The sequence below is a fragment of the Capillibacterium thermochitinicola genome, assembly GCF_013664685.1.
In the GTDB taxonomy this organism is placed as follows: Bacteria; Bacillota; UBA4882; order UBA10575; family UBA10575; genus Capillibacterium; species Capillibacterium thermochitinicola.
The window spans coordinates 15,148-41,704 of sequence record NZ_JAAKDE010000023.1 but is presented as its reverse complement, the minus strand read 5'-3'; the positions used below and the strand labels follow the sequence as shown (position 1 = coordinate 41,704).

Below are 26,557 nucleotides of genomic sequence, written 5' to 3'. Positions count from 1 at the left end.
ACCTGGTCGCAAAAAGTATCAATCAGCAAGAACATGACGCTGTCTGTTGTTTTACAACCCAAAAACCAGGTTGCAAATGGGGATTTCAGCAAAAATTTCTTGTCTTCGACAACTGACGGGGCAAGCGTATGGGATACAAACGGGACCTGGCAATTGGCCTTGAATGTAGCAGAGGCAGCCGGCAATGCTTATGCTGAAAATGGCATCGGGGTCGTTGCAGTCACGGCCGGTGCGGGCGGTGAAGGATGGAATGTGCAGCTTTTGTACGCGCCGGTCGCCGTTGAGAAAGGTGCAACTTACCGGGTTTCCTTTGACGCCAGAAGCGAAACAGCGGGAAGCCAAATTGCGTTTATCGTTGGCGGCGGCGAGGACGTTGGTTGGCGTAAATATTTCAATGCGAGCTTTAATTTAACTACGGAGATGAAGAATTACACTGAAGATTTTATCGTGGAAGTTGATAGCAATGACAACGCCCGTGTTGAAATTTGGCTCATAAACAACGATACTTATTATTTTGACAATGTCAAGCTGATCAAGATCGCCGAAACCGACTTTGCTAGCTTGCCACAACCGGGTACTTTAACCGAAGCTGACGAAGATAAAGTTGAAGACTGGCAGTTAGTGTGGAGCGACGAGTTTGACGGTCCCGAGATTGAACGCAGCATCTGGAACTTTGAAGTCGGGAACGGACACGACAAAGGGATTCCCGGTTGGGGTAACAACGAGCTTCAGTATTATACCGATGGCGAAAATGTATCCATTGAAGATGGCAAACTGGTTATTGAAGCAAGAGAAGAAGTAAGAACCGATCAGTATGGTACTTATCAATATACCTCCACCAGAATGACGACGGAAGGTAAATTCGAGATCAAATATGGCCGTGTTGAAATTCGCGCGCGGCTTCCGATCGGAAAAGGGATCTGGCCTGCCTTCTGGATGCTGGGTAACGACATCGGTACCGTAGGCTGGCCAAAGTGCGGCGAAATTGATATTATGGAATATCTGGGGCATCAACCGGACACCGTGTATGGAACCGTGCATGGGCCGGTATCGCGAGAAATGGGAGTCAGCTCCGGGTATAGGCTGGAAACTGGGAATTTCCACGAGGAATTCCACGTCTTTGCGATGGAATGGGATCCCGATGAGATCGAATTCTATGTTGATGACCAGCTTTACCACGTGGTAAACAAGTACGAAATTGGTTTAAGCGACTGGGTATTTGATCATCCCCATTTCTTCATCATCAACCTGGCGGTTGGCGGCAACTGGCCGGGTTATCCGGATGAAACCACAGTTTTCCCGCAGAGAATGGAGATTGATTACATCAGGGTATATGAAGACGTAAATCCGGACAGTATCGATGGCCTCGAGGAGTGGGACTGCGATTATGAAAGATGGTGGAAAACTGAACCGGAAGTGGATCGCGTAACCGGCGACAAAGATCCGGAATACTACTTTATGGCCGACGATCCAACACTTATTGATGTCATATACGGTTGGGATCCTAACTCAAAAGATGGGGATATTACTTTGGACACGTGGGGAACATGGGCTCCTTATAAAATCGACGCATTTTATGCCGGAAAAAATTGCTGGGAAGTTACCGCAGCAGGGGGCTGGAGTCCAGAGGTGATGGGATCAGCACTGGCTTTGATGGGTGATGTTTATAGTACAGGTGCGCCACCGGCCGATTTTCCGGCAGACCTTTCAACCTATGACTACATCAAGTTGGAAGTGGCCGTCAGTGAAGGAAGTACATTTAACGATATAAAAATTAAATTGGCCCTGCCTCAAGGGAAAGGACATCTTGAGCCTGAAATTAGCCTAAAGGATTACGGCTTTGATCCGGCTGTCCAGGGCGAATGGCAGTCTATTTCGATTCCTCTGTCGGCCTTTGAATCTACAACCGGTGAATATGACTTAAGTGAAGTTACCCAAATCGGGCTGTTCTCTACCTTTGGACAAGTAGGTGTCGATAAGTATTATGTAACCGACTATTATCTCCTCAAGATCTAGTAAGATCGGTCCGTGCGTTTTTGCAATTAAAGTACCAGCTTAACCTGGACTGTAAAGGACGGGATCCAAAGAAAGGACGGTGTCCGCCCCGCCGGGCGGACACCGTCCTTTTCTGGGAACGAATCCTTCCATGCAGCCGAAAATTTTCCGGGCGTACCGCCAAAGCTCATGCCAAATCTTGTCTTAGGTTGCTTGCAGCAATAATTCGTCCGGGGCGACCTGTCTGGTTGGCCCCGTTTCATTATTTGCCGACGGACCGCACGGGAAAAATCCATGTAAAACAGGAAGGGGACAAGGAAATGCCTCCTGGATGCCGAAAAATGGTATTATGGAAGAAGCGCGGCCTGGCATTAAATATTTCCCAATTACTTTATCGCCATTCGAAACCGTTTTCGGCAAGCACTCACTTTGGCTTTCAGGGAAAAAGAAGGGACAAGCAAGGGGGTGGCTGTTTCGGCGTACGTTAAAGTTAACCCAGATTAAAGGGGAGGAAAATAGTGTTTAAAGGAGGTCTATCCATGTATAATCCGAAGAAACGGGTTTTCCTTTCTTTGATGGTTGTTGTTTTCATGATCGGTTTAATGGTGGCCGGAAAGGTACTAGCGGCCGAAACCTACCAGTTAATTGTCGAGGTGACCGAAGAGACGGAGGGCAATCCCATCACCGCCGAGGTAACTGTAATTGAAGGGGACAGGGTGGTTGCCCAAAGCCACGGCAGTATCGTTCAGTTTAAATTGGGAGCAGGCGATTATACGGTACAGGTTGCCGATTTTGGCTTTGCAACTTGGACCAATAAAATCGCGTTGACCGGGAACACGACGCTGCCGGTTGTTTTGGTGCCGGAGAATCTGATCCTAAACGGCGATTTTAGTAAAGATTTCATCCCGTTTACCAATGCCGGCGCCGGGGTGCTGGACACGAACGGCACCTGGCAACTGGCGTTGAATGCGAAGACCGCAACCGGTGAAGTTTACATCGAAAACGGCGAGGGGAAAGCGGTGATCGCGACCGGTGCGGGCTCCTATAATGTCCAGCTTTTAAACGCCCCGGTGGTCATTGAAAAAGGCGCCACCTACCGGGTGACCTTTGACGCCAGAAGCGAGAAGGAGGGTAGCACGATATGTTTTGCGATTGGCGGGGGCGCCGATGTCGGCTGGCGCAAATATCTGAGTGAAAACGAAGGGCGTTTCGCCTTAACGACGACCATGCAGACCTATAGCAAGGAATTTACCATGCATTCCCCGACGAATGAATATACCCGCATCGAAATCTGGATGTTGAACAATGATACCTATTACTTTGACAATGTCAAGCTGATCAAGATCGCTGAAGCCGACCAGGCAAGTATGCCGCAACCAGGTACTTTAACCGAAGCCGACGAAGATCAGGTGGAAGATTGGGTGCTGGTCTGGAGCGAAGAGTTTGACGGGGAAGAGATTGACCGCCGGATTTGGCGCTTTGAGATTGGCAACGGCCACTACAACGGCATTCCCGGCTGGGGGAACAATGAACTTCAGTATTATACCGATGGCGAAAATGCCTTTATCGAAGATGGGAAACTGGTCATTGAGGCCAGAAAAGAGAAGAGAACCGACCAGTACGGTACTTTTGACTATACTTCCACCAGGATGATTACCAAAGACAAGTTTGAGATCACCTACGGGCGCGTGGAAATTCGGGCGAAACTTCCCATTGGACGGGGGATCTGGCCGGCTTTCTGGATGTTGGGAAGCAACATTGATACCAAAGGCTGGCCAAGCTGCGGCGAGATCGATATCATGGAATATCTGGGACACCAACCGGACACCGTCTACGGGACCGTGCACGGGCCGATCTCGGCCGGACCGGGGGTCGGCTCCGGGTATACGCTGGAAGCGGGGAACTTCCACGAAGATTTCCACGTCTTTGCGATCGAGTGGGATACCGACGAAATCGAATTTTATGTCGATGACCAACTGTACCATGTGGCGAACAAGTATGAAATCGGGGCCAATGACTGGGTGTTTGATGAACCCCACTTCTTCATCATCAACCTGGCGGTCGGGGGGAATTGGCCGGGTTATCCCGATGAAACCACAACTTTCCCGCAGCGCCTGGAGATCGATTACATCCGGGTATATGAAGACCGGGACCCGCGAAGCATCGACGGCCTTGAAGAATGGGACTGTGCGTATGAACGCGCCTGGAAACAACCGGTAAGCGGGCCGCAGGGGACGCCGGAGGCGCCGGTGGTAATCCAAGTGACTGGGGACCAGGATCCCGAATACTACTTCATTGCCGATAATCCGTCCCTCGTCGATGTGGTATATGGCAGTAATCATAATGCCCATGACGGCGATATTGCGTTGGACCCGTGGGGCACACCCTATACCATAAAACAGAACGTTACTTTTGCGGGCAAGAACTGCTGGCAAGTGACGGCCTCCGGCGGTTGGGGATCGGTAATGGCTTTCATGGGGGATGTCTATAGTCCGGCGGCACCACCGGCCGCCTTCCCGGCCGATCTCTCAACCTATGACACTATCGAGTTAAAACTGGCCGTCAGTGCCGGGAATACCTTCGCCGACATTAAAATGAAATTTGCCGGTGCCGAGCATGAGTTTAGCTTGATCGACTACGGTTTGGACCTGGCGGCGACCGGGTGGCAGGAGATTACGATCCCCCTGTCCGACTTTGCTTTTGATCTGAAAACCGTTACTCAGATTGCCATCTTTGCGCTTGGGGGCAAAACGGGTGCCGATCACTTCTATGTGACCGACTATTATCTGAAGGCGGAGTAAGTTTGGGATGCGCTTTACCGTGCTGAAAGTAGAGCCTAAAGACTTAATCAACCTTAAATAACGGTCGGAAGAATCCAGGAGAGCTAGGTCTCCGCCCGGCGGTTTTATTGGACGGAAGGGTCTATGGCCCCCAACCGGGCCAAGATTTCGGGATCCGGCTCAATAATCAGGGTTTGGTAACGGTTATAAACCACAAACCCGGGAGGAGCACCGGTGGGTTTGCGCAGGTGTCGTCTTTCGGTGTAGTCAACTGGGACTTTGCTGGACCCGCGGGCTTTACTGTAATAAACGGCCAGGTTGGCAGCGGCCAGTAAAACGTCGGGCGGAACCGGCTTCCCTTGGGTGCGGATGATCACATGGCTGCCGGGGATCTTTTGGGTGTGCAGCCAAAGGTCATGGGGGGCGGCGGTTTTCATGGTCAGTTGGTCGTTTTGTTTGTTATTGCGGCCGACCAGGATCTCCCAACCGTCAGCCGCCCGGAAAAGGGAAGGCCGGTTTTTCACCGGAGTGTTGGTCTGTTGTTTAGGTTGGTTTTTAGCTTTAAGAAGACCGGCTTCGGTCATTTCCGCCTCAATTTCTAACAGATCGGCGAAAGAAAGGGAGTTTTCCAGGGCACTTTCCAGTGAAGCATAGTATTCCAGTTCCACTTCGGTCCGCTCCAGTTGGGCGCGGATCTTTTCCAGCCCTTTTTTGGCCTTGTTGTATTTTTTGTAATATAGCTGGGAGTTGGCGACGGGACTCAAAACCGGATCGAGGGGAATGGTCACTTCCGCGGCTTGCGGATGGTAATAGTTCGGGGCGACCAGTTCGGTTTGGCCCCGTTTAATTTCGTGTAGATGGGCGGCGATCAACTCTCCGTACAACCGGTAGGTTTCGGCATCGGCCGCACTGGTCAGCTCGGCCTGTTGCCGGGCGCGTTTTTTGGCGGCTTTTTGGATCGCCTTTTTAATTATGCTTTTAAGCTCGGCCCGTTTTTGTTGGTAGACTGCCTCCTGGTTGCGCCGGTGCAGGGTGGCGACGATGGCGCTGTTGACATCCGCGATTGGTTCTAACCTTTCCGCGGGGAGATGAAGAGGTTGGTATGGGAAGAAGTCCAGGGGTGAGCCGGAGGGATCAAGATAAAGAAAACAGACCGGCTCTTTCGCAATCCGCCGGTGCCAGGCGATAACCTCGTCATATAGGCGCCGCAGCAAATCGGTGGTGGCTTCGGCCACGGCCATGGTCGTGGTCACGCCCGCCCGCTGCATAGTCTCTTCTAGGAGCGGGCGGGAAAGTCCGAAGATCTCTTTCGCCAGGACCGTTCCGATCGCTTGTTCGCCGGATGAAAACTGAAAGATCCTTTCCCACTCCGCCCGGGTGAGGTTGGCCGGATGGTAACGCCCGGGTGTCGCCGGCGGCAAGTAAGGTTTGCCGGGAAGGATCTCCCGCTCCCGCTGGGTTGTTTCGGCAAGCCGCCGCAGCGCATCAACGATGATTCCCTCTCCGTTAACTAAAATAAGATTGCTGTTGGGGCCCATCGCTTCAAAGACCAACGAAAACGTCGTTAAACCGGCTTCCGGGTCGTAGACTTCAATTTGCAGGCGGATAATCCGTTCCCATGTAGGTTGCTCCAGCCGGATAATCCGCCCCCCTTGCAAATATTTGCGTAGCAGCATACAAAAGGCCGGAGGGCGGAGGGGATTCTCCGGCTTCTCTGTAACCAGGTGGGCGCGGTAAAACTGAGGGTGGGCCGAGATTAAAAGCTGGAGTTCACGCCGGGGAAAAGGATGGAAAACTTCAATGATCACCGTTTCTTTATCGGGTTGATAAATTTTGTCGATCCGGCCGTTCCTCAAGTGTTCATTTAATTCTTTGGTTAAATGCGCAATCGAAAAAGCGTCAAAGGGCATGCTGATTCCTCCATTTCGCCAACAGTATAGCATTCCAACCGGTGGTTCGCAAGGAGATTCCGGACATAAAACCATTTTTACCCCGCATAGGAATAGAGAGATAAACTTCTGCGGGGTGAAACCTTTGTCCAGACACTGGTGGCAAATGACACCGGCCGAATTGGCAATGAAGCTCCAAACCGACATTAACCGGGGCCTGCGGGTGGCGGAAGCACAAAGACGTTTGGCGCAGGATGGTGAAAACCGGTTACAGACAAAAAACCGCCTTTCCCCTTGGAAGTTGTTCTTTACCGAATTTGCCGATTTCATGGTTTTGGTTCTCTTAGGTGCGGTTGTGATCTCCGTTGCCCTCGGCGAATGGCACGATGCCCTGACGATCCTGGCCATTGTCTTTTTGAATTCAATTTTAGGCTTTGTCCAGGAGTACCGGGCGGAACGTTCTTTGGAAGCCTTGCGCGAATTATCCGCACCACAAGCCCACGTCATCCGGCAAGGCGCGCGAAAAACCATTCCGGCCAGCCAAGTAGTCCGGGGCGATCTGGTTCTGGTGGAAGCCGGTCACCGGGTGCCCGCGGATCTGCGCTTATTGGAGGTTACCGGGCTTGAGGTGGATGAATCACCGTTGACCGGGGAATCGATCCCTGTCCCGAAAACCAATCGTCCGCTTGATTCCCCCCAATTGGAGTTGGGAGACCGTAAGAATATGCTCTTTGCCGGTACCACTGTGACGCGGGGACGGGGCAAGGGAATCGCGGTAGCCACCGGGATGCACACGGAGTTAGGGAAGATTGCCGGAATGCTGGCCGAAAGCGAAGCCGGACTAACCCCGCTCCAGAAACGTTTAGAGCATTTAGGCAAGATTCTGGTGCTGGTTTGCATTGTTATTTGTGTGTTGGTCGGCGTCATCGGGATCGCCCGCGGTGAAGACTTCCGGCTCATGTTTCTCTCCGCCGTTAGTTTGGCCGTGGCCGCGATACCCGAAGGTTTACCGGCCATCGTTACTATCGCCCTGGCTTTGGGGGTCCAGAGGATGATCAAACGATCGGTGATTATCCGGCGTCTCCCCGCAGTTGAAACTTTGGGTTGCGCCACCGTGATCTGCTCGGATAAAACCGGAACTTTAACGCAGAACCAAATGATGGTGACCACCTGTTATCTTGGGGGGAAAGAGATTGAGGTGACGGGGGACGGGTTTGCCCCCAGTGGTCACTTTAAATGGCAGGGCCAAGAAATCCGACCATTAGAAGATTCCTCTGCTTTTCCCGACCCATCTGGTTTGCGGATGCTTTTGGCCGCGGGTTTGTATTGTAACAATGCGGACTTGGAATTAATACCCAAGACAAAACAATGGCGCTTGACTGGTGATCCGACGGAAGGGGCGCTCCTGGCCTTGGGTTTAAAAGCGGGACTTAACCGGGAACGGGTCAAACGCCTGGCGGAACTGGAGTTTACTTCGGAGCGGAAACGCATGAGTGTCCTGGTGGAGGAGAACGGGGCCCGTTTTCTTTACACGAAAGGGGCGGCCGATCTGCTTTTGGAACGGTCGACCAAGATCCGGTGGTGGGGAACGGAAGTAGCCCTCGATGAACGGCATAAACAGCAATTATTCCAGGCCATGGAAAAAATGGCCCGCCGCTCTTTACGGATCCTGGCTCTGGCTTACCGGCCTTGGACCGCCGAAAAGTCTACTTTATCCGAGGATGACGAACGGGGACTGGTCTTTTTAGGGATGGTTGGGATCAAAGATCCGGTGCGCCCGGGGGTCAAAGCCGCGATCAACCTGTGTCGTCAGGCCGGGATCCGGACCATCATGATCACCGGCGATTTTCCTGTTACCGCCCGGGCCGTCGGCGAGGAGTTGGGGTTGCTGCGCCGGGACGGTTTGGTCCTGACTGGTACAGAGTTGGATCGTCTGTCTCCGGCGGAGCTACGGCGCATCATTGGCCAAGTGGATATCTTTGCCCGGGTTAATCCCTACCATAAATTAAAAATCGTCCAGGCTCTGAAAGAGCAAGGGGAGATTGTGGCGATGACCGGTGACGGGGTGAACGATGCCCCGGCGATTAAGGAAGCCGACATCGGCGTGGCGATGGGGATCAGCGGGACTGATGTGACGAAGGAAGCTTCGGCGATGGTGATTACCGACGATAATTTCGCCAGTATCGTTGCGGCCGTCGAAGAAGGCCGCGGGATCTACAGCAATATCCGTAAGTTCATCCGTTACTTGTTGGGTTGTAACATTGGGGAGATCCTGACCATGTTCAGCGCGGTCCTTCTCCGGCTGCCTTTTCCGCTTCTTCCCATCCAGATCCTCTGGATTAATCTGGTCACCGATGGGCTCCCGGCGATTGCCCTCGGGGTCGAACCGACGGAGCGCGGGCTGATGCAGGAGCCGCCCCGTCCGCCACAGGAAGGGATCTTCAGCCGGGGATTGGGTTATAAAGTGTTAATCCAGGGGGTAACCATCGGTCTGATCACAACAGCTGTTTTCAGTTTTGCCTTGAAAACCGGAGCCAGTATGCCGGTCGCACGGACAATGTCCTTTTGCACGCTGGTCTTTTCCCAACTGAGTTACGTTTTTGCCTGTCGTTCCGAAACCCAGCCTCTCGTCAAGATGCGTTTATGGACCAACCTTTATCTTCTCGGTGCCGTCGCCATCTCCGGGTTAATGCAGTTTATGGTTGTCTCTCACCCCTTGGCACGAAGACTGTTCCAAACGGTGGCGCTGCCGCCAAGCGCCTGGGGAATCGTCTTTTTGGGGGCTATTGGTTCAGTAGTGGCGGCGGAAACGGTGTCTTGGGTTGGGCGTTATGTGAAAAATAAGTTGGCTTAGTTTTGCTTTGGGCATAGTTTCCGGGGCAAATGTGGCAAACTATTCCCAGAAATGAAAGAGGTGGAATGTTTTGTCCACATTTGTCCCGTTTTTATTCCTCTTCCTGTTTGGCTTTTTACCAGTATCTTTCCATCTGCATTACCACTGCCGGGGAAAAGACGATCACTTCGTTTTGGAATTACGCTTGTCCAAACTTTATATCTTTCGTTATGAAATTCCTAGTATGGTATGGGAAGGAACCGCCGGTCTAAACCAAAAGATCTTGACCGCGGCGGAAGGTTTTGGTTTCGAAGAAAACCGCACCCAAGAAAAGAGGATGGGGATCGACGCTTACCTGGCGAATTTGTTGGAGATCGGCCGGGCTTTAAAAAAATACGGGTTAGGGGGGACTTTCTTCTATTTTTTTCTTCCGGAGAAGTACCGGCGGTGGGTTACCGTCGAAGAAAGATTTGAGCGGAAAGGACGTTTTAACAGGTTTGTCTGGCGCACGGTACTTGGTGGGGCCGAGCCGGCGGTCCTCGGACCGACCACCGGACTTTGCTGGGGGGCAAAAGGGGTGATCGTCGGTTTTCTGGCCAACGAATATCGCTTCAAAAAACCGCCCCGGATCATGGTGGTACCCAACTTTCGGGAGAAAAACTGGGAAACCATGCTTGACTGCATATTTGAGATCAAGTTAGGACATATTATCGTTGCCGGAATTAAGAACTATCTAAGCCAACTTGGAGGAGGGAAAAACCATGCAGGGACACCCGATTGAGGGATTAATGAAGACGGCGATGGAGAGCATAAAAGATATGGTGGATGTCAACACCATTCTCGGTGATCCGGTGGAGACCCCCGATGGGAGTGTGATTATTCCTGTTTCAAGAGTCTCGTTCGGGTTTGCCGCCGGGGGGAGTGAGTTTGCTGGGCAACAAAAAGCGGACCAAAGGAATCAGGAAACAGACCAGGCGGTTCTGCCTTTCGGGGGAGGAAGCGGAGCCGGGATTACCCTAAATCCCGTGGCTTTTCTGGTGGTGAACAAAGAACAAACACGCCTGTTACCGGTGGATAATAATGTCTTGGTGGATCGGCTGCTTGATGTGGCGCCCCAAATTATTGATAAGTTCCAGAATATGATGGATAAACCGAAGACAAAAAAGGTTGAAGAAGTGACCGTCACCCAATAAAGCAAGACGCTGCTTTGACGGACAGTCATTTTCCGAGCGTCAGTCCAAGATTAGATAGCGGGGGTAATGGTGGATGAGGGTCGCCCCCACCATCAGTTTGTTAACCGCCGCACACACTTGTTCTTTCCGGAAAGGTTTGACCAAAAAATCTTTCGCTCCTTGTTTTAAAGCACGGGAAACATAGAATTTATGCTGCATGGAGGAGCAGATCACAATATTTGCTTTTGGGTCATAGGCCAGTAGTTTCTCCATGGTGGTAAACCCATCCATTACTGGCATTAGCAGATCAAGAAGGACCACCATCGGTTTCAATTGGGAATATAATTCCAAAGCTTCCAAGCCGTTGCTGGCTTGTCCCAGGACTTTAATCCCTGTATCGGTCAGGATAGAGCTTAAAACCAAACGCATGATCCGTTGATCGTCGACAATGAGGACACCCTGGTTTTTTGTTTGGTTAGGGTCAAGCATAGAAATCGTACCCACAATAATCCCTCCTAAGCTATAGGATAAAGCCCGCCCATGTCGTACAAAGGGGGTGATCATCTGAAAACAAAGGTTGATCCGGAGCTCTGTATCGCCTGCGGTTTATGTATTAGCATGTGTCCGGACATATATTCTTGGGATGACGACGGCAAAGCCCATGCTATTGAGGGGCCGGTTCCCGAGGATCAAGAATCTTGTGCGGAGGAAGCCGCCGAAAACTGCCCAACCAGTGCCATCAGCACCGAATAATCAGTTAATCGGCCCCGGCTTTAAGCTGAAAATAGGGCACGGCCATGAGCGGATTTGGGAAAAGGGCAAATTCGCCGTTTTTGAATTTAACCACGAAACGATAACTGGTTCCATGATCAGGTAACTGTTCAAGTCGGGAAAAAGCGATCCCATATTGATCTTCGGCATTTTCCTGCTCCAACGTTACCTGATTTATTTTTTTATCTGCATTTTTGTAATAAAGAATTACCTTTTCCACTTCCCGGGCCGGACGTACCGTACATTTGAGGGTTTTTTCCTCCGGTCCGGGGGGAAAATGAAAGATTGTCGGGGTATAGTCGCCGGTGTTACGGATATTAACGGTCAAAGGATAGTCAAAGCTCCCGAGGGAGCCGGTTTTCCCTCCACTGTCCATGGCGGTAATATAATAATTGATTAACTCGCCCTGCTCCAAATAGACCGCGGGGATGGTGGCCACAAACTGGTCGGTGGTGACCGGCGTCATCATTACCATATGGTAACCCCGTTCGTTTTCCGTTTGGTAATTCAGGATCACCTGTCCAATCGGATTAACTCCGGTCACCGTAGCCCGGATGGCTAGCGGTTTCCCGCGTTCCCAGGCGGTGATTGGAGTATGGGTGATGAGCGGAGAAACCGGATGAATGGTCAAGGCCGAGACAAACCAATTGAAATTTGGCCGGGAGGAGAAAGTAAAGGTTATTTTCCCCCCGGTAACTTCGACGGTTTCCCGCAGGTCGACCCTTTGTCCGGGGGCGATCACCAAGTCCGTGGCGATCACTTGATCATTAATGGTAATCTGCATCGGTCCGTGCCGCCGCGGATGGGGGGAACGGTCGTAAAAAGTCAGGTGGACTTGATAAGAGCCCGGGCTTAAATCCACCTGGAAAGTGGCGGGTGTTTGGGACCAAACCAGTTTGTTGCAGAGCAGGTCACCATAGGGAAATGGTTGGTTGGTCTCGGCGTCCATCGAGAGCTTAAGATCATGTTCGCCCAGCCGCACGGCGGGTGCCGGCGTCGCCTGCAATCCGGTGGGATTAAGCCAGCCATAACCGCGTTCCGGATCGTAGCTCGTCCGCGGATCAACAAAGGTAAAACCTTCCTCCACGTAATAATCTGGGAAAACGCTCCGGTTTATCTCTTGGGACGGCACCGTAGTCGGAAGTCCACCGAAATCAAAGCCGATCAGGAAAACTCCCCTGGTGCGGTATTCGGCGAGCAGAGTCTCGATTCTTTTTTCGTCTTCCAAAAGCAAGAGGCGCTGTTCCGGCGGACGGACGGTAAAGGGAAGCTTTTCCCAGGAGAAGCGGGCTTCTTTCAGGAAAGCCAGGGCTTTTTCCAGGCAGCTGAAGTCTTTGGTTGCCGAGAAAAACGCCAGTTCAATTGCAGCTTTTGTTTTGGCACTGTGGTACAGAGCGAAACGGCCAAGGAGTTCTGCCCAGAGCAGCGTCTGTTCCCATTCCGTGACAAACCGGTTTTCAGTGCTGAGGGAAACCTCCTGTAACGCGCGGACTTTTTCGATGATCTCCGTTCCAAGCCGGCCGAGTTCGGCGGCGACGGCAGGTGGAGCAACTTTGGTAAGTTCGGTCCGGTTCAATACGGCATGGACATACTCACGGCAGTCGGCAAACAAGGCCGGATCGGCCGTTGGTCTTCTCAGGTAAAAGGGGAGAAGACCACCGGTGTCGAGAGCCGGTTCCCAGGCGGTTGTTGCATGGAAGGTGTTATACAACGGGAGTACTTTTCCGGTTAAGTGGTAGAGAGCGGCCAGATCGTTGCCTTTTTCTCCGAACCGCCGGTGGAAATCGCGGATTAGTACGGCGCCGTTGGTTTGCGGGTAATAAGCTAATCGGCCGCACAGGTGGAGCTGGTACCAATAACGTTCATATTCCCAGTGCGTCGGCGTTTCTAGCTTCTCCCCAAACGGGGTTGATTCTTCCCCAGCGGTGGTCGGCGCCGTAAGCTGCAGGCCGTCATAGTCCGCATCGATTAAGGCCGGGAGGAGCTGGTAAAGGTAGTCGGGATCTCCCCATGGTAGTTGGGAAGGGATTGGCATTTGGTAAACGCGGGAGATCCGCCCGGCGCCACCGGCCGGGAAAGGATCGTTTTCCCCATGGTCTTTGAGATAGGGTAACCCCAACTTCGAACCCCAGCCTTCATTCACCAAAGCGCAGTCAATCCCGGTGGTGACCAGGAGCTCCAGGGTGTCGGCCGTGATTTGGTTGGCGTAAAAAGCCAGACTGATTTTGTTTCCGTGGTCCTGGACCGCCTGTACAATGGTCTGACGGCAGAATTCGGGCGTCAAAGGTGCGGACTGGAATCTAAATTCAAGGCCGGATATTTCCGGGCAATTAAAAAGGAGTTGTTTAAGGGCGAGGTAATAATAGGAGCCGACTTTCTCCTCGTCCAGTCCAAGTCCTTGGAAGGGAAGGGGAGAATGGCCGGAGTAGAAATTCCAGAACCCAACTTGAAAAGCCAAACCGGCTTCCACGGCGAGTTCTCCCAAAGCCTTCAAAGCCTCTATGTTTGTGGCACGTACTTCATCGGAGATATGGCGGGGGTTTACCTCCGGATGCTCCGGAATAGTGAAGAAATAAGGAAAGACCGGTGCCGGGGAAGGAGAGGCCAAGGCCAAAGTGAAGCTGTTGAACCGGTTTTTGATCAGCATTTCAAAATAAGACCGCCAGCAGGCAGGGGAGAAGGTGAGCCCCTTTTTCAGGTCCGCCGCCGGGAGAAGGTGAAGAATGCTCCGGTGTTTAAAGGTCGGACGTTCACAGACCGGTTGGTACAACGCGGGAACCGATTGGGCGTTAATGCGGGCGGCCAATTCATAAAGGACATAAAGGAGGCCGCGGGTATCATACGCGCAAGCCCAAAGGGCGGTATGATTATTGACAGTCAATTCTTGGATCATAATTGCTTCCTGGTTTAACGGGAGTGGGATTTCTTCTTTGGCGACCAGATCCCTTATTATTGGGCTTTTTTCGTAGGAACCAATGAATAGATCGGCTTGGGGTAACTGCTCCGTATATAAGCACGGTTGGATTTTGATATTTTGTTGGGCAAAAGCATCACGCAGAGCGGCAAAAGCTTTTTGGGTACACAACTCAAGACCATCTGGATTGAGAATTCCGATTTTAATCCCCACGCGTCGCACCTCGCCAAAAAAATAACATTCTTCATAACTATTTTCGATTTTATCCGGTCTTTTCCTCTTTCTGAGAAGGGTTTATCTTAAATCTTCCGGGTAACGGCTTGTTCTAGAATCGAAAAGAAACCCATATAACTTTGGTATAAGGAAAAAATGAGGAGAGAACCATGGAACAGTGTGAACAAAGGACGCTTCAAGTTGAAAGGGAACTGACACCGGGAGCCGCGGGCGAAGGGGAAAACGAAGCGTTCACTCCCCAAACCTCTGCCCAAACCTCTCCCTTTGACCGCTTGGAAACGGTACTTTTAAAACAGATTTTGGTCTGTATTTTTATCATTTTTTTCCTGTGGATGATCGGCCATATCCCCGGGGTTGGCCGCGGTGTGATCGACCGTTTTCGCCATGTCTTGAAATATGGCGATTCAAAACGTACCGAAGAAAAAATAACCGCTTTTGCCCGCGAGCAATGGCACAAGGTGAAAAACGAGGTTTCTTCCTGGTTTGCCGTTCAGTTTCAACCGGTAATGGCTCCCGCCAAACGAAGTATCCAGCTTTCTTCCCCTCTTTTCTATTTTGAACGCCGGGAGGTTTATCCGGACCGGATTCGTTTTCTTCCCGCCCCCAACTCGGTGGTTTACGCTTCCGCGTCGGGGGTCGTTCGGGTGATCGCGCTGGAGAAAGGCGGATGGAAATTGGATTTGGACCATGGTGAAGGCTGGCATAGTCTCTATTATCCCTGCCCACAGGTTTACGTCAAAACCGGAGAATGGGTCAATCCGGGGCAGGAGATTGCCAGCACCGGCCGGGAATTTTTTTGGGAGGTCACCAATGACGGCTTGCCCGTAGACCCCCGGTTATTCATTGAAGAACAGGGTTTATGGCGCTGATGTTCAAGATTAAACTAAATCCCTTTTTGTACCCCCTTTTTTTTCTGGCCGGTTTAACCGGTGAAATCTCCACCGTGGTTCTGGCCTTCTTCTCGGTTTTATTGCATGAAACCGCCCACTTGGTTACGGCTTTTAGTTTTGGTTACCGGACTTTGTGCGTTGAATTGTTTCCTTTCGGCGGGGTCGCCCGAATGGAAGCCTCTTTATTTAATGATCCGGTGGCGGAAGCGATCACTGCGGTGGCCGGACCAGTGCAAAGTATCCTTCTGGCTTTCTTCTGCAGAACTTTCGCCCCTATTCTCCATTTGCCGGCGCTGACCGGAGATTTGGCCCGGATCAACCTGGGTTTGGGTCTTTTCAATCTTTTGCCCCTTTTTCCGCTGGACGGGGGAAGAATCCTCCGTTCGGTTCTGGTCCGTAAACTGGGATACAAAAAAGCAACCACTTATACGAACAACTGGACAAAGGCGGTTGTTTGTCTGGCGGGTCCCCCCCTGGTCTGGTTAAGCCTGAAAAAAATGGTTCCTTTCCAGCTTCCTTTGGTCCTCTTTTTTCTCCTCATTGCGGATAGGGAGAACAATCATTTCTATTCCTACCTGGCCCAACAAACAAGAAGAACATCCTTGTTGCGCGCAAATGGGCTTTTTTCCACCAAAGTATGGGTCGTCGACGCCAAGCGTAAAGTCGGTGAAATCCTTCCCTTTTTAACCGGCAAGGATTATCATCTCTTCTTTTTGGTTGACAAACATGGTAAAATTTTAGGTGAAGTCACGGAAGAAGAACTAATACGCATGATAAACGAGGACAATATGTTTAACCTAAAGATTGAAGAGATCGGGGTGTTAAACAACGATCAACCACGACCAGCAGGAGGGAATAAAGATTAAAGAATACGACCGCATACTGGAAAGGGTGGAAAAACCGGCGCGTTATATCGGTGGAGAACTAAACGCCGTGGTAAAGCCCTGGGAGCAGGTGAAAGTCCGCGTTGCCCTGGCCTTTCCCGACATTTACGAGATTGGCTTTTCCCATTTGGGTTTGCGCCTCCTTTACCACCTGATCAACGAACAAGCTGACTATCTTGCCGAGCGGGTTTACGCTCCGGCCACCGATATGGAACAGGAATTGCGGAAAGCGGAGTTACCCCTTTTTACTTTGGAAAGTCGGCGCAGTCTGGCGGAGTTTGATCTGGTCGGCTTTACCCTGCAATATGAGTTAAGTTACACGAATATCTTGAATATGCTGAATCTGGCGGGAATACCATTAAGAAGAGAAGAACGGGGGGAAGGAGATCCGCTGATCATCGGCGGTGGACCCGGTAGTTATAACCCGGAACCATTGGCCGATTTTTTCGATCTTTTTTTATTGGGTGAGGGCGAAGAGGCCATTCTCGAGATCCTGGAGAAAATTGCCCTCGGTAAAGAAAAGGGCTGGTCAAAACAGGACATTAAGCAAGAGCTTTTAAAAGTCCCCGGGGTGTATATCCCCGAGTATTATACCGTTGAGTATACGGATGAGGGGAAAATTGCCGCCATCAACCCTCTTTCTCCGGCTCCACCGGTTGTCCGGAAAAGAGTTGTGCGCGATTTTGACCGGGCCTACCTTCCCCAAAAGGAGTTGGTTCCGTGGGTGGAACCGGTTCACGACCGGGCAATGGTTGAACTCTTCCGCGGTTGTACCCGCGGGTGCCGGTTTTGCCAGGCGGGAATGGTCTACCGACCGGTTCGCGAACGCTCGCCGGCGGTCCTGACCGACTATTTAAAGAAGATAATTCCACAGACCGGTTATGATGAGATCTCGCTGACCTCTTTAAGCAGCGCCGACTATACGAAGATCGAGGAAGTACTGGCGACGCTCGCCGATTGTTTTGCGGCCCAGAATGTCAGGTTATCATTACCTTCTTTACGAATTGATTCCTTCTCGCCGGAACTGGCGGCCCATTTTCAAGGAGAGCGCAAAGGCGGCCTCACCTTCGCACCGGAAGCGGGAACCGAACGCTTACGCCGGGTGATCAATAAAAATCTTACCGATGAACAGATCATGCGGACAACGGAAGCCGCTTTTACCGCGGGCTGGCAGCGGTTGAAACTCTATTTTATGATCGGTCTGCCCACCGAGACCGATGAGGATCTGCAGGGGATTGTGGATCTGGCCCGGGCGATTCTGTCAGTTGGGCGCCGGTTGCACGGCCCGAAAGCCGGCCGGGTGCAGGTGACGGTGAGCGCCTCAACCTTTGTGCCCAAACCCCATACCCCGTTTCAATGGCGTCCACAGCTCTCCCTGGCGGAAACCAAACGCCGTCAAAGCTTTTTACAAGAGCGCCTGGTTGGACGGGGCTTGCAGTTTTCGTGGCACGATCCGACGTTAAGTGTGATGGAAGGGGTTTTATCCCGCGGCGACCGCCGGTTGGGCAAAGCGCTGGCCAAAGCCTGGGAACTTGGTTGTACCTTTGATTCCTGGCCCGACCGGTTCCGCTGGGATCTATGGCAGCAAGCCCTATCCGCCACCGGGTTGCGAACCGAGGATTATCTCCGGGCCCGATCTTACCAGGAAATCTTGCCCTGGGACCATCTAAATGCCGGATTGGAGAAGGACTATCTCCGCCGCGAAGACCAACGGGCGGAGGAAGAAAAAATCACTCTTGATTGCCGCACCCGAAAGGGTTGTACAATTTGTGGGGTTTGTTCCCACATGGGTGCCGGCCCGCGACTGGCAGGAGGTGAATAAAATTACATATCGAATAAAATATAGTAAGAAGGGTCTGGCCCGCTTTACTTCTCACCTTGATGTCCTGCGTATGTTGACCAGGACTCTACGCCGGACCGGCTTGCCACTCGCCTATTCTGCTGGTTTTAACCCCAAACCAATCCTATCCTTCGGTCCACCACTTCCTTTGGGGGTGGAAAGTGAAGCCGAGTATTTTGATCTGGAGTTAACCTGTGATTTACCTGAAGAAGAAGTGAAAAAGGCTTTGCGAGAACAGCTTCCGCCCGGGATGGAAGTGGAAACCGTTGAGAAACTGGCGCCGAAGGCACCGTCCTTAATGGCGGCAACCACCAGTATTTCTTACCAGTTTTTGTTACGGCGGAGAACCCCTCTCACCGATGATGAGGTCAAAGCGTGGTTTGCCTCCTTGTGGTCGCGTCCTGAATTGATGGTCACGAAAATGACAAAGCAGGGGCAGAAAGTGGTTAATCTCCGCCCGCTTTGGAAAGGTTATGAACTTAAAATTCAGGATGACGGGTTGATCCTTTTCGATTTTGAAGTGGCCTTTGGCCCCCAGGGCACGATCCGCCCTGACGATTTTGATTCCTTGTTGGATGCCGCTTTTCAGATTGAGCAGCGGAAACGAACAGCGGTTAGTTTTAAAGCTGGAGAGAGGCACCGGAAGGTTTTTTAGGAAGTGTTTGGATGTCGAAAGAGTTTTTAATCAATGTGAGCCCCAGTGAAACCTGGATGGCTGTGCTGGAAGATGGAAAGTTAGTCGAGCTCTCCAAGGAAAGTCATTCCACCCAACGACACATTGGCAACATCTACCGGGGAAAAGTGGAAAACGTATTGCCGGGGATGCAAGCCGCCTTTATTGACATTGGCATGGAAAAGAATGCCTTTCTGTTTATTGATGATCTCCGTCCGGAGAACGGCGACCAAGGTCCGGTTTCGATCAGTGACTTGCTCCATGAAGGCCAGGAGATTATCGTCCAATTGGTCAAAGAACCCATGGGCAATAAAGGAGCGCGGGTGGTAACGAATCTAACCATTCCCGGCCGGTATTTGGTGCTGATGCCAAACGTGGATTACATCGGGATCTCCCGGCGGATCGAAGATGAAAAAGAACGGGAACGGCTGAAAAAGGTCGCCATGCAATTAAAACCACCGGGGATGGGGTTGATTGTAAGGACCGCCGCCGAGGGCCTTACGGAAGAGGAGTTGGAAGCCGACCGGAACTTCCTCTTTAATCTGTGGCAAAAGATTCTCAAGCGAGCGAAGAAGGGACCAACGCCAGCCTTACTCTTCCACGATCATGATCTGCTCTACCGGATTTTGCGGGATCTTTTCACCACCGAGGTGGACCGGCTCGTCATCGATGATCTGCCCACTTACGAAAAGGCCCTGGATTTACTGGCTTTTTTAGGGCCCCATCTCCGGGACAAGGTCCATCTGTTTACCGGTCATTCCCTTTTTGCCCTCTATGGCATTGAACAACAGATTGAAGAGGCCCTTCGCCGGAAAATATGGCTAGAATCCGGGGCCTACCTTGTTTTTGATCAGACTGAAGCCCTGACGGTGGTCGATGTTAACACCGGCAAATATACCGGATCTACCTGTTTGGAAGATACGGTTTTGCATACCAATCTGGCGGCGGCCAAGGAGATTGCCCGCCAGATTCGTTTGCGGAATATTGGGGGTATCATAATCATCGATTTTATCGACATGGCTGATGAGGAAAACCGAAAGCAAGTCCTGGATTGCCTCGCCCACGAACTACAGAAGGACAAAGTGAAAACGAACATTCTAGGTTTTACTTCCCTCGGCCTTTTGGAGATGACCAGAAAAAAAAACCCGGCCCAGTCTGAGGGAACAATTACAGCAACCTTGTTCCTGTTGTGAGGGGACCGGTTACAAATATTCATTGGATACCCAAGCTGCCCGCGCCGAACGGCGGATCATCGAGTTGAGCGCCGATTATCCTAAAGACGAAGCCTTGTTGGTCGGGGTGAACACTGATCTGGCCGCGCTCCTGATCGGTCCCGGTGGTAACCGGTTAAGCGCCCTGGAAAAGATGGTGAAGAAGACGGTTTTTATCCGGGGCAAAGACGAGATTCCGCCGGCGGAAGCCCGGATCCTCGCGGCCGGCGAACGGGAATATATTCAATCCGTGGCGCTTCCGGTTAAAGAGGGGGACCGGCTGGAAGTAGAAGTGATCGAGCCGCACGCCAACAACCCGGCGGATGGGATTGCCCGTCTGGACGGTTATATCATTGATATTGAAAATGGCGGGCACTTTGCCGGACAACGGCTTAAGGTAAAAATTCAAAAGTTATTCAAAACCTACGCCAAAGCAGTGATCGAAGATTGACAGAAAGGCCTGCTGATGGTATTATACTAGTTGTGGGTTTTTAAAACCTGTTTCAACCGCACAGTTTTGGCTTTGAAAACCTAATGGTGCCAAAAACTGGCGAGTCTAAACGGGAGGTGCATAATTATGTACGCGATTGTTGAAACGGGCGGGAAACAATACCGGGTTCAACCTGGGGACGAGTTTACCGTCGAGAAGTTGCCGGGTGACGTCGGTTCGGAAGTCGTGCTTGACCGGGTCTTGCTCATTGGGGGCGAAGAAACCAAAGTGGGTACCCCCTATGTGGAAGGGGCAAAAGTAAAGGCCAAGATTGTTCAACAGGATAAAGCCCGGAAAATCCTGGTCTTCCGGTACAAACCGAAGAAGAACATTCGGAAAAGGTATGGCCACCGTCAACCGTTTACCCGTTTACGGGTTGTTGCCATTGAAGGCTAATGACTTCAGTTCAGTTCTTGCGTGCGGGCACGCGCTTCGTCGGCTTTAAGGCAAAAGGTCATACCGGTTATGCTCCGGCGGGGCAGGATATCGTTTGTGCCGGGGTTTCAACCTTAGTACAAACCGCTGTCCTCGGTTTGCAGAAGCTGGTTGGGTTGGAATTGCAAATTGAGCAAGAACAAAAGGGTGGACTGTTTAATTGCCGGATCGCAGGTGCCGTCGAAGAAAAGAAACTGGAGCAGGCCGATTTGATTTTAAACCTGATGTATCTGGGTTTACAACAGATTGCGCAGGAATACCGGAAATACGTGCAAGTATCCGTTAAGGAGGTGCAAAACGATGAACTTTAATCTTCAATTCTTCGCCCAAAAGAAGGGCGTGGGGAGCACCCGGAACGGTCGGGATAGCGAGGCGAAGCGTCTAGGGGTGAAAAAGTTTGCCGGTCAATATGTCTTGGCGGGTAATATCCTCGTCCGTCAACGGGGAACCAAATTCCACCCCGGTAACAACGTAGGAATTGGCAAGGATGATACCCTTTTTGCGTTGATTGATGGCTATGTTGCTTTTGAACGCAAAGGGAAAAGGGATAAAAAAGTAAGCGTTTATGCCGAGCCGGTCATTACCGCCTAACAAAAAACCGCCGTTGGGCGGTTTTTTTGACTCTAAATTGCCACTAATTAATCGTGAAATTCTTGGGCCCGTGGTCTTCCACTGAAAGGATTATCAATAATTGCGGTAGAATAATATGTGTTAAGCATGGTTTCAAGCTAAAGGGGATTCTGGATGTTCATTGATGAAGTCTCAATTAAAGTGGTGGCGGGTAAAGGCGGGGACGGTGTCGTCAGTTTCCGGCGGGAAAAATATGTGCCTTTTGGCGGTCCCGACGGCGGTGACGGGGGCGATGGGGGCAGTGTCTACCTTGAAGCCGATGAGGGTTACAACACCCTTAGTCACCTCCGCTATAAGAAACTGTACAAGGCAGAGGCCGGACAGAACGGCAGGGGTAGTAACCGTTTTGGTAAAAAAGGTGCCGATTTGGTGATTAAAGTGCCCGTGGGGACGCTTGTCCGTAAAGAAAACCGTCTCATTGCCGACTTGACCGAGCATAAAGAACGGTGTTTGGTGGCCAAAGGAGGACGCGGCGGTCGGGGAAACGCCCGCTTCACTGGTGCTTCGCACCAGACACCCCGTTTTGCCGAACGGGGGGAACCGGGAGAAGAAGCGGTTCTGGTTTTGGAACTGAAAGTCCTGGCCGATGTCGGTTTGATTGGTTATCCGAATGCCGGTAAATCCACTTTTCTATCGGCAATCTCGGCGGCCCGTCCGAAAGTGGCGTCCTATCCGTTTACCACCCTCAATCCGGTCTTGGGCGTCGTTGATTTGGATGATGATAGTTTTGTTGTTGCTGATTTACCCGGTCTGATTAAAGGAGCCCACCAGGGAGTTGGTTTGGGGATTGAGTTCTTAAAGCATGTGGAGCGCACCCGCCTCCTGGTCCACTTGGTTGACCTTTCGGCGCCGGCCCCTTGGGACGCCTTTCTTGAGATCAATCATGAACTGGCCAGTTATAATCAGGCCTTGGCCCAAAAACCTCAGCTTGTTTTGGGGACCAAGATCGATCTCCCGGCTGCTTCTGCGCAGAAAGAGGAGTTTAAAGAAAAAATCGCCAGCTTCGGATATGAAGTTGACTTTATCTCCGCGGTAACCGGCGAAAACCTCCGGCCAGTCTTATACCGTATTAAAAAGAAACTCGAAACTTTACCGAAAGTTGGTAAGTTGCCGGTTGAACCGGAACCGTTCGCTACAGTTCCCCTAAGCGGTCCACCGGAGTTTTCCATTACCCGAGACGGGGATGGTGTTTACCGGATAAACAGCGAAGCCTTAATAAAAAGACTCATGCGCTTTAACCTGGAACAGAATGAGGCTTTACTCCGCCTTGATCAATACTTGAAGCGTTGGGGCATTATTTCGGCGCTTGAAGATGCAGGAGTAAAGGAGGGTGATCTGGTTCGCATTGGTGACTTAGAATTTGTCTTTGAACCGGAGGACTACTAGTTTATTTTGGCTTTTTGGGAGGTTATATGGTTATGTCCTGCTTGAGTTGCGGGAACTGTAAGGAAGACACGGACCTTTATTTCTGCCCATCGCAAAACGAATTTGTCATCCGTGAAAAAACGATCGTCCGTGCGCGCGAAACCCGGTGGAAAAAAGGGGACCCGAGCTACGAATCACACCGCCGCCGCCAACGGAAAGAACGGGAAGATCAGAAAATTAGTTAATTAATAGTTAATTAATATATTTTTATATTTGCGATCAGACACTGTGTCCCAGTGTCTTTTTTATTTTAATCTGGGGAAAACCCGAAATTTGTAGTATAATTAAAAAGATCTAGATCTATTATAAACTGGAAATGGGGGTTTTCCTTGCCTTGGCAGAGTTGCGAAGTCGGCTGAAAGAAGCCCAAACGATTGTGGTGAAAGTGGGGACCAGTAGTCTAACTTATGCGACCGGTCGTCTGAACCTGAAAAATATGGAACGCCTTGTCCGCCAGATCGCGGACTTACATAATTCCGGAAAAAAAGTGGTGCTTGTTTCTTCCGGCGCGGTGGGGGCGGGTGTTGGCGAACTCGGGCTTACCAGCAAACCGCGGACGATTCCGGAACGGCAAGCCGTGGCCGCGGTGGGACAAGGTTTTTTGATGCAGGTTTACAACAAATTTTTTCTGGAATACGGGATCGTTACCGCTCAGATCCTTCTGACCAGGGATGATATGGGGGACCGGCGCCGTTATTTAAATGCCAGGAATACGCTGATGATGCTCCTCAATGAGTATAAGGCTTTGCCGATTATTAATGAGAATGATACCGTCGCCACGGAAGAACTGCAGCTGAGGTTTGGTGACAATGATACCCTGGCCGCCTTGGTTGCCGGTTTGATCGGGGCCGATCTGTTGATCCTTCTTTCCGACATCGGTGGTTTATACACCAGCGATCCCCGGAAAGACCAAACAGCGAACTTGATCCCGGTCGTGAAAGAGATCTCCCCCTCCATCTGGTCGTCGGCGGGAGAGGCCGGGACGAGTAGGGGAACCGGCGGGATGATCACCAAACTGGAAGCGGCCCGGATCGCCACCCGCTCGGGCATCACGATGGTACTCGCCTCCGCGGAAGAAGACAGTGTTTTAAGCCGGATTGTCGCCGGGGAGGAGATTGGGACCCTGTTTTTGCCCAATGACGATACTCTGGTTCAACGGGAAAGATGGATTGCCTTCGCGGGACAACCGCAGGGGGCCGTCGTCATTGACGAAGGTGCCGTTACCGCCTTACTGGAACGGAAGAAAAGTTTGCTGCCTTCCGGGGTGATCGCCGTCAAAGGCAAGTTCGGCGTGGGCGACTTGATCCGGGTCTTGGATCCGCAAGAACAGGAGATTGCCCGGGGTTTAAGTAATTTCAGCACGGAAGAGATTGAAAAGATCAAAGGGGCAAATACCGCCCAATTGCCAAAAGTGCTGGGCTACAAAACCTTTGAAGAAGTGATCCACCGGAATAATCTGGTTTGTTTTGAATGAGGGGGGAAAGCCGTTGTCGACCGAGGTAACTGTTTTAGGGCAAAAGGCAAAGAAGGTCGCTGCGACCTTGGCCAATCTGGATAGTACCGCCAAAAACGAAGCCCTGCTCAGAATCGCCGACGGATTGCTGGCCAACCAGGAGCGGATCCTGGCCGTAAACCAGGCGGAAGTGGCAAAGGCCAAAGCTGATGGCTTAAAGGCCAGTTTAGTCGAGCGGTTGATGCTCAACCCGGACCGGATCAAAGCGATGGTGGAAGGGTTACGGGAAGTGGTCCGGTTGGAGGATCCGGTCGGTACCGTGGAAAAAATGTGGCGCCGTCCCAACGGGCTTGAGATCGGTCTTCTGCGTGTCCCTTTGGGGGTGGTGGCCATTATTTACGAAGCCCGGCCCAACGTCACCGTGGACGCTGCCGCTCTATGCCTAAAGACAGGGAATGCGGTGATTCTCCGCGGCGGCTCGGAAGCGCTCCAGACCAACCAAGTCCTGGTCGAGGTCATCCGGGAATCCTTGCGGAAGACGACGGTTCCGGAAGATGCGGTCCAGCTGCTTGCTTCCCCGGAACGGGAGGCGGCGGTGGCTTTGATGAAAATGCGCGAGTATGTGGATGTGCTTGTCCCCCGGGGTGGGGCGGGCCTGATTAAAACCGTCGTCAGCAACGCCCTCGTCCCCGTCATTGAAACCGGGGTCGGGGTCTGCCATACCTATGTGGATGCCAGTGCCGATTTGGAACAGGCGATCAAGATTGTGGTGAACGCGAAAACTCAACGCCCTTCCGTCTGTAACGCCCTGGAAACCCTGCTGGTCCACCAGGCGATCGCCGCTGCTTTTCTTCCCCGGTGCGGGGAGGAACTCCGCCGGGCGGGGACCGAGATCCGGGGTTGTCCGCAAACCCTTCTCCATCTCCCCTGGGCGACCGCGGCGACAGAGGAAGACTGGGCCACCGAATACCTGGATTTGATCCTGGCCGTAAAAGTGGTCCCCGATTTTGCGGCCGCCGTTGACCATATTGCCAAGTACGGAAGCGGTCATTCGGAGTGTATCATTACTACCGACTACGCAACCGCCCGGAAATTCCTGCAAGTAGTGGATGCCGCTGCGGTTTACGTTAATGCTTCCACGCGCTTTACCGACGGTTATGAGTTCGGTTTGGGGGCCGAACTGGGAATTTCCACCCAAAAGTTGCATGCCCGCGGGCCGATGGGGTTGAGCGCCCTGACGACCACCAAATATATTATTTATGGGGACGGACAAATTCGCCAATGAAAGCCATAGGTATTTACGGGGGAAGTTTTGACCCCATCCACCTTGGCCATCTTCTCCTGGCGGAAACGGCCCGGGAAGAGTTGGCTTTAGAGCAAGTAATCTTTGTTCCGGCGGCCCAATCGCCATTGAAAAAGCACCGCCCTTATATCAATGATGCCGACCGTGTAGAACTGATCAAACTGGCCATCAGGGAAAACCCCGGTTTTACCCTTTCGGAAGTGGAGCTAAAACGCAAACCGCCTTCGTATACCGTTGATACCCTGAACTTCTTTCGCCAGGCCTACCCCGACCATGCGCTGTTTTTATTGATGGGACAAGATTCCCTGAATACCTTAACCGGTTGGCACCGTTTCGAGCAGCTTTTTACTTTGGCGACCTTGGCCGTGGGTGTCCGCCCTGGTTTTCCGGCCCAAGTACCCCCGGCCCTTGAGGCCTTCCGTGCACCGTCCGCCCAGAGTAAAGGGATCGTTTTTTTCCATAATCCGGAGGTGGCGATTTCGTCCAGCGCCATCCGGGAACGTCTGCGGCTCGGGAAATCTGTCCGTTATTGGCTGGAACCCCAGGTGCTAAAGTATATTTTAGCCAATAAGCTCTACACTTAAATAACAATATCACCGCTTCAACCTTTTCAACTTCTGTATGCGAATTTGAAAACAGTACTTTACCTTAGTTTCAATAATATTTGCCCTGGCGGGCAAAATAATTTCGGGCCTGCAAAGAACCTGTGATTCATGGCCGGAAACGAGGTGAAGC

At 51.8% G+C, this 26,557-nt stretch carries 23 protein-coding genes and 1 other annotated feature; of the genes, 20 read left to right on the top strand and 3 right to left on the bottom strand.

From position 1 onward, the window contains the following. Positions 1-33 precede the first annotated feature (33 nt). The 3 genes from G5B42_RS09800 (at position 34) to G5B42_RS09795 (ending at position 4,796) form a co-directional block, all read left to right on the top strand. Positions 34-2,016: a family 16 glycosylhydrolase gene (locus G5B42_RS09800; protein WP_181340293.1), complete on the top strand. Its 1,983-nt coding sequence runs from the start codon at positions 34-36 to the stop codon at positions 2,014-2,016. 310 nt (positions 2,017-2,326) lie between these two features. Continuing rightward, complete coding sequence (locus G5B42_RS11970) at positions 2,327-2,521, top strand: hypothetical protein (RefSeq protein ID WP_231133454.1); 195 nt, start codon at positions 2,327-2,329, stop codon at positions 2,519-2,521. A gap of 13 nt (positions 2,522-2,534) precedes the next feature. Continuing rightward, positions 2,535-4,796, top strand: a complete 2,262-nt coding sequence (locus tag G5B42_RS09795) for a family 16 glycosylhydrolase (protein WP_231133452.1) — start codon at positions 2,535-2,537, stop codon at positions 4,794-4,796. Positions 4,797-4,900: 104 nt separating this feature from the next. On the opposite strand, the gene G5B42_RS09790 is transcribed toward G5B42_RS09795, so the two are convergent. Beyond that, positions 4,901-6,685 (bottom strand): Rqc2 family fibronectin-binding protein, encoded by a 1,785-nt coding sequence (locus G5B42_RS09790; protein ID WP_181340292.1) that lies wholly within the window; start codon positions 6,683-6,685, stop codon positions 4,901-4,903. Positions 6,686-6,830: 145 nt separating this feature from the next. Between G5B42_RS09790 and G5B42_RS09785 the strand changes: the two genes are divergently transcribed. The 3 genes from G5B42_RS09785 (at position 6,831) to ytfJ (ending at position 10,690) form a co-directional block, all read left to right on the top strand. Further along, a complete protein-coding gene (locus tag G5B42_RS09785; protein ID WP_269206207.1) occupies positions 6,831-9,518 on the top strand; it encodes a cation-translocating P-type ATPase in 2,688 nt (895 codons plus the stop codon). Between the two features lie 184 nt (positions 9,519-9,702). Continuing rightward, entirely contained in the window at positions 9,703-10,278 is a 576-nt protein-coding gene (locus tag G5B42_RS09780) for a DUF2953 domain-containing protein (RefSeq protein ID WP_231133448.1), read from the top strand. After that, positions 10,259-10,690, top strand: a complete 432-nt coding sequence (ytfJ, locus tag G5B42_RS09775) for a GerW family sporulation protein (RefSeq protein ID WP_181340289.1) — start codon at positions 10,259-10,261, stop codon at positions 10,688-10,690. The genes G5B42_RS09780 and ytfJ overlap by 20 nt, the downstream gene beginning before the upstream one ends. Positions 10,691-10,729: 39 nt before the next feature. Here ytfJ and G5B42_RS09770 read toward each other — a convergent pair whose 3' ends face one another. Further along, positions 10,730-11,173: a response regulator gene (locus G5B42_RS09770; protein WP_181340288.1), complete on the bottom strand. Its 444-nt coding sequence runs from the start codon at positions 11,171-11,173 to the stop codon at positions 10,730-10,732. Positions 11,174-11,209: 36 nt separating this feature from the next. Here G5B42_RS09770 and G5B42_RS09765 point away from each other — a divergent pair, with 36 nt between their 5' ends. After that, the gene (locus tag G5B42_RS09765; protein ID WP_407926910.1) at positions 11,210-11,422 is read left to right on the top strand and encodes a ferredoxin; all 213 of its coding nucleotides are present in this window, start codon (positions 11,210-11,212) and stop codon (positions 11,420-11,422) included. A 4-nt stretch (positions 11,423-11,426) separates the two neighbouring features. Here the strand turns inward: G5B42_RS09765 and G5B42_RS09760 are convergent, their stop codons facing one another. Then, entirely contained in the window at positions 11,427-14,576 is a 3,150-nt protein-coding gene (locus G5B42_RS09760) for a hypothetical protein (protein ID WP_231133446.1), read from the bottom strand. 161 nt (positions 14,577-14,737) lie between these two features. Here G5B42_RS09760 and G5B42_RS09755 point away from each other — a divergent pair, with 161 nt between their 5' ends. The 13 genes from G5B42_RS09755 (at position 14,738) to nadD (ending at position 26,406) form a co-directional block, all read left to right on the top strand. Then, entirely contained in the window at positions 14,738-15,457 is a 720-nt protein-coding gene (locus tag G5B42_RS09755; protein WP_181340286.1) for a M23 family metallopeptidase, read from the top strand. Beyond that, a complete protein-coding gene (locus G5B42_RS09750) occupies positions 15,457-16,344 on the top strand; it encodes a site-2 protease family protein (protein ID WP_181340285.1) in 888 nt (295 codons plus the stop codon). Before G5B42_RS09755 ends, G5B42_RS09750 begins: the two co-directional genes overlap by 1 nt. Continuing rightward, positions 16,310-18,184, top strand: a complete 1,875-nt coding sequence (locus G5B42_RS09745) for a TIGR03960 family B12-binding radical SAM protein (RefSeq protein WP_331274106.1) — start codon at positions 16,310-16,312, stop codon at positions 18,182-18,184. The genes G5B42_RS09750 and G5B42_RS09745 overlap by 35 nt, the downstream gene beginning before the upstream one ends. Next, positions 18,177-18,857 (top strand): TIGR03936 family radical SAM-associated protein, encoded by a 681-nt coding sequence (locus G5B42_RS09740; RefSeq protein ID WP_181340284.1) that lies wholly within the window; start codon positions 18,177-18,179, stop codon positions 18,855-18,857. The genes G5B42_RS09745 and G5B42_RS09740 overlap by 8 nt, the downstream gene beginning before the upstream one ends. 11 nt (positions 18,858-18,868) lie before the next feature. Then, positions 18,869-20,068, top strand: a complete 1,200-nt coding sequence (locus tag G5B42_RS09735) for an Rne/Rng family ribonuclease (RefSeq protein WP_331274104.1) — start codon at positions 18,869-18,871, stop codon at positions 20,066-20,068. 22 nt (positions 20,069-20,090) lie between these two features. After that, on the top strand, positions 20,091-20,537 hold the full coding sequence (locus G5B42_RS12300; RefSeq protein WP_331274103.1) for a TRAM domain-containing protein: 447 nt from the start codon (positions 20,091-20,093) through the stop codon (positions 20,535-20,537). 44 nt (positions 20,538-20,581) lie between these two features. Next, positions 20,582-20,654: a sequence feature (ribosomal protein L21 leader region), on the top strand. 9 nt (positions 20,655-20,663) lie between these two features. Then, the gene (rplU, locus tag G5B42_RS09730; protein WP_181340283.1) at positions 20,664-20,972 is read left to right on the top strand and encodes a 50S ribosomal protein L21; all 309 of its coding nucleotides are present in this window, start codon (positions 20,664-20,666) and stop codon (positions 20,970-20,972) included. After that, entirely contained in the window at positions 20,972-21,322 is a 351-nt protein-coding gene (locus G5B42_RS09725) for a ribosomal-processing cysteine protease Prp (protein ID WP_181340282.1), read from the top strand. Before rplU ends, G5B42_RS09725 begins: the two co-directional genes overlap by 1 nt. Next, a complete protein-coding gene (gene rpmA / locus G5B42_RS09720) occupies positions 21,312-21,602 on the top strand; it encodes a 50S ribosomal protein L27 (protein WP_181340281.1) in 291 nt (96 codons plus the stop codon). Before G5B42_RS09725 ends, rpmA begins: the two co-directional genes overlap by 11 nt. A 153-nt stretch (positions 21,603-21,755) precedes the next feature. After that, a complete protein-coding gene (gene obgE / locus G5B42_RS09715) occupies positions 21,756-23,027 on the top strand; it encodes a GTPase ObgE (protein ID WP_181340280.1) in 1,272 nt (423 codons plus the stop codon). Positions 23,028-23,409: 382 nt separating this feature from the next. After that, positions 23,410-24,540: a glutamate 5-kinase gene (gene proB / locus G5B42_RS09710; protein WP_231133465.1), complete on the top strand. Its 1,131-nt coding sequence runs from the start codon at positions 23,410-23,412 to the stop codon at positions 24,538-24,540. A 13-nt stretch (positions 24,541-24,553) separates the two neighbouring features. Then, entirely contained in the window at positions 24,554-25,804 is a 1,251-nt protein-coding gene (locus G5B42_RS09705) for a glutamate-5-semialdehyde dehydrogenase (RefSeq protein ID WP_181340278.1), read from the top strand. Then, a complete protein-coding gene (nadD, locus tag G5B42_RS09700; protein ID WP_181340277.1) occupies positions 25,801-26,406 on the top strand; it encodes a nicotinate (nicotinamide) nucleotide adenylyltransferase in 606 nt (201 codons plus the stop codon). Before G5B42_RS09705 ends, nadD begins: the two co-directional genes overlap by 4 nt. The last annotated feature ends 151 nt before the right edge of the window (positions 26,407-26,557 follow it).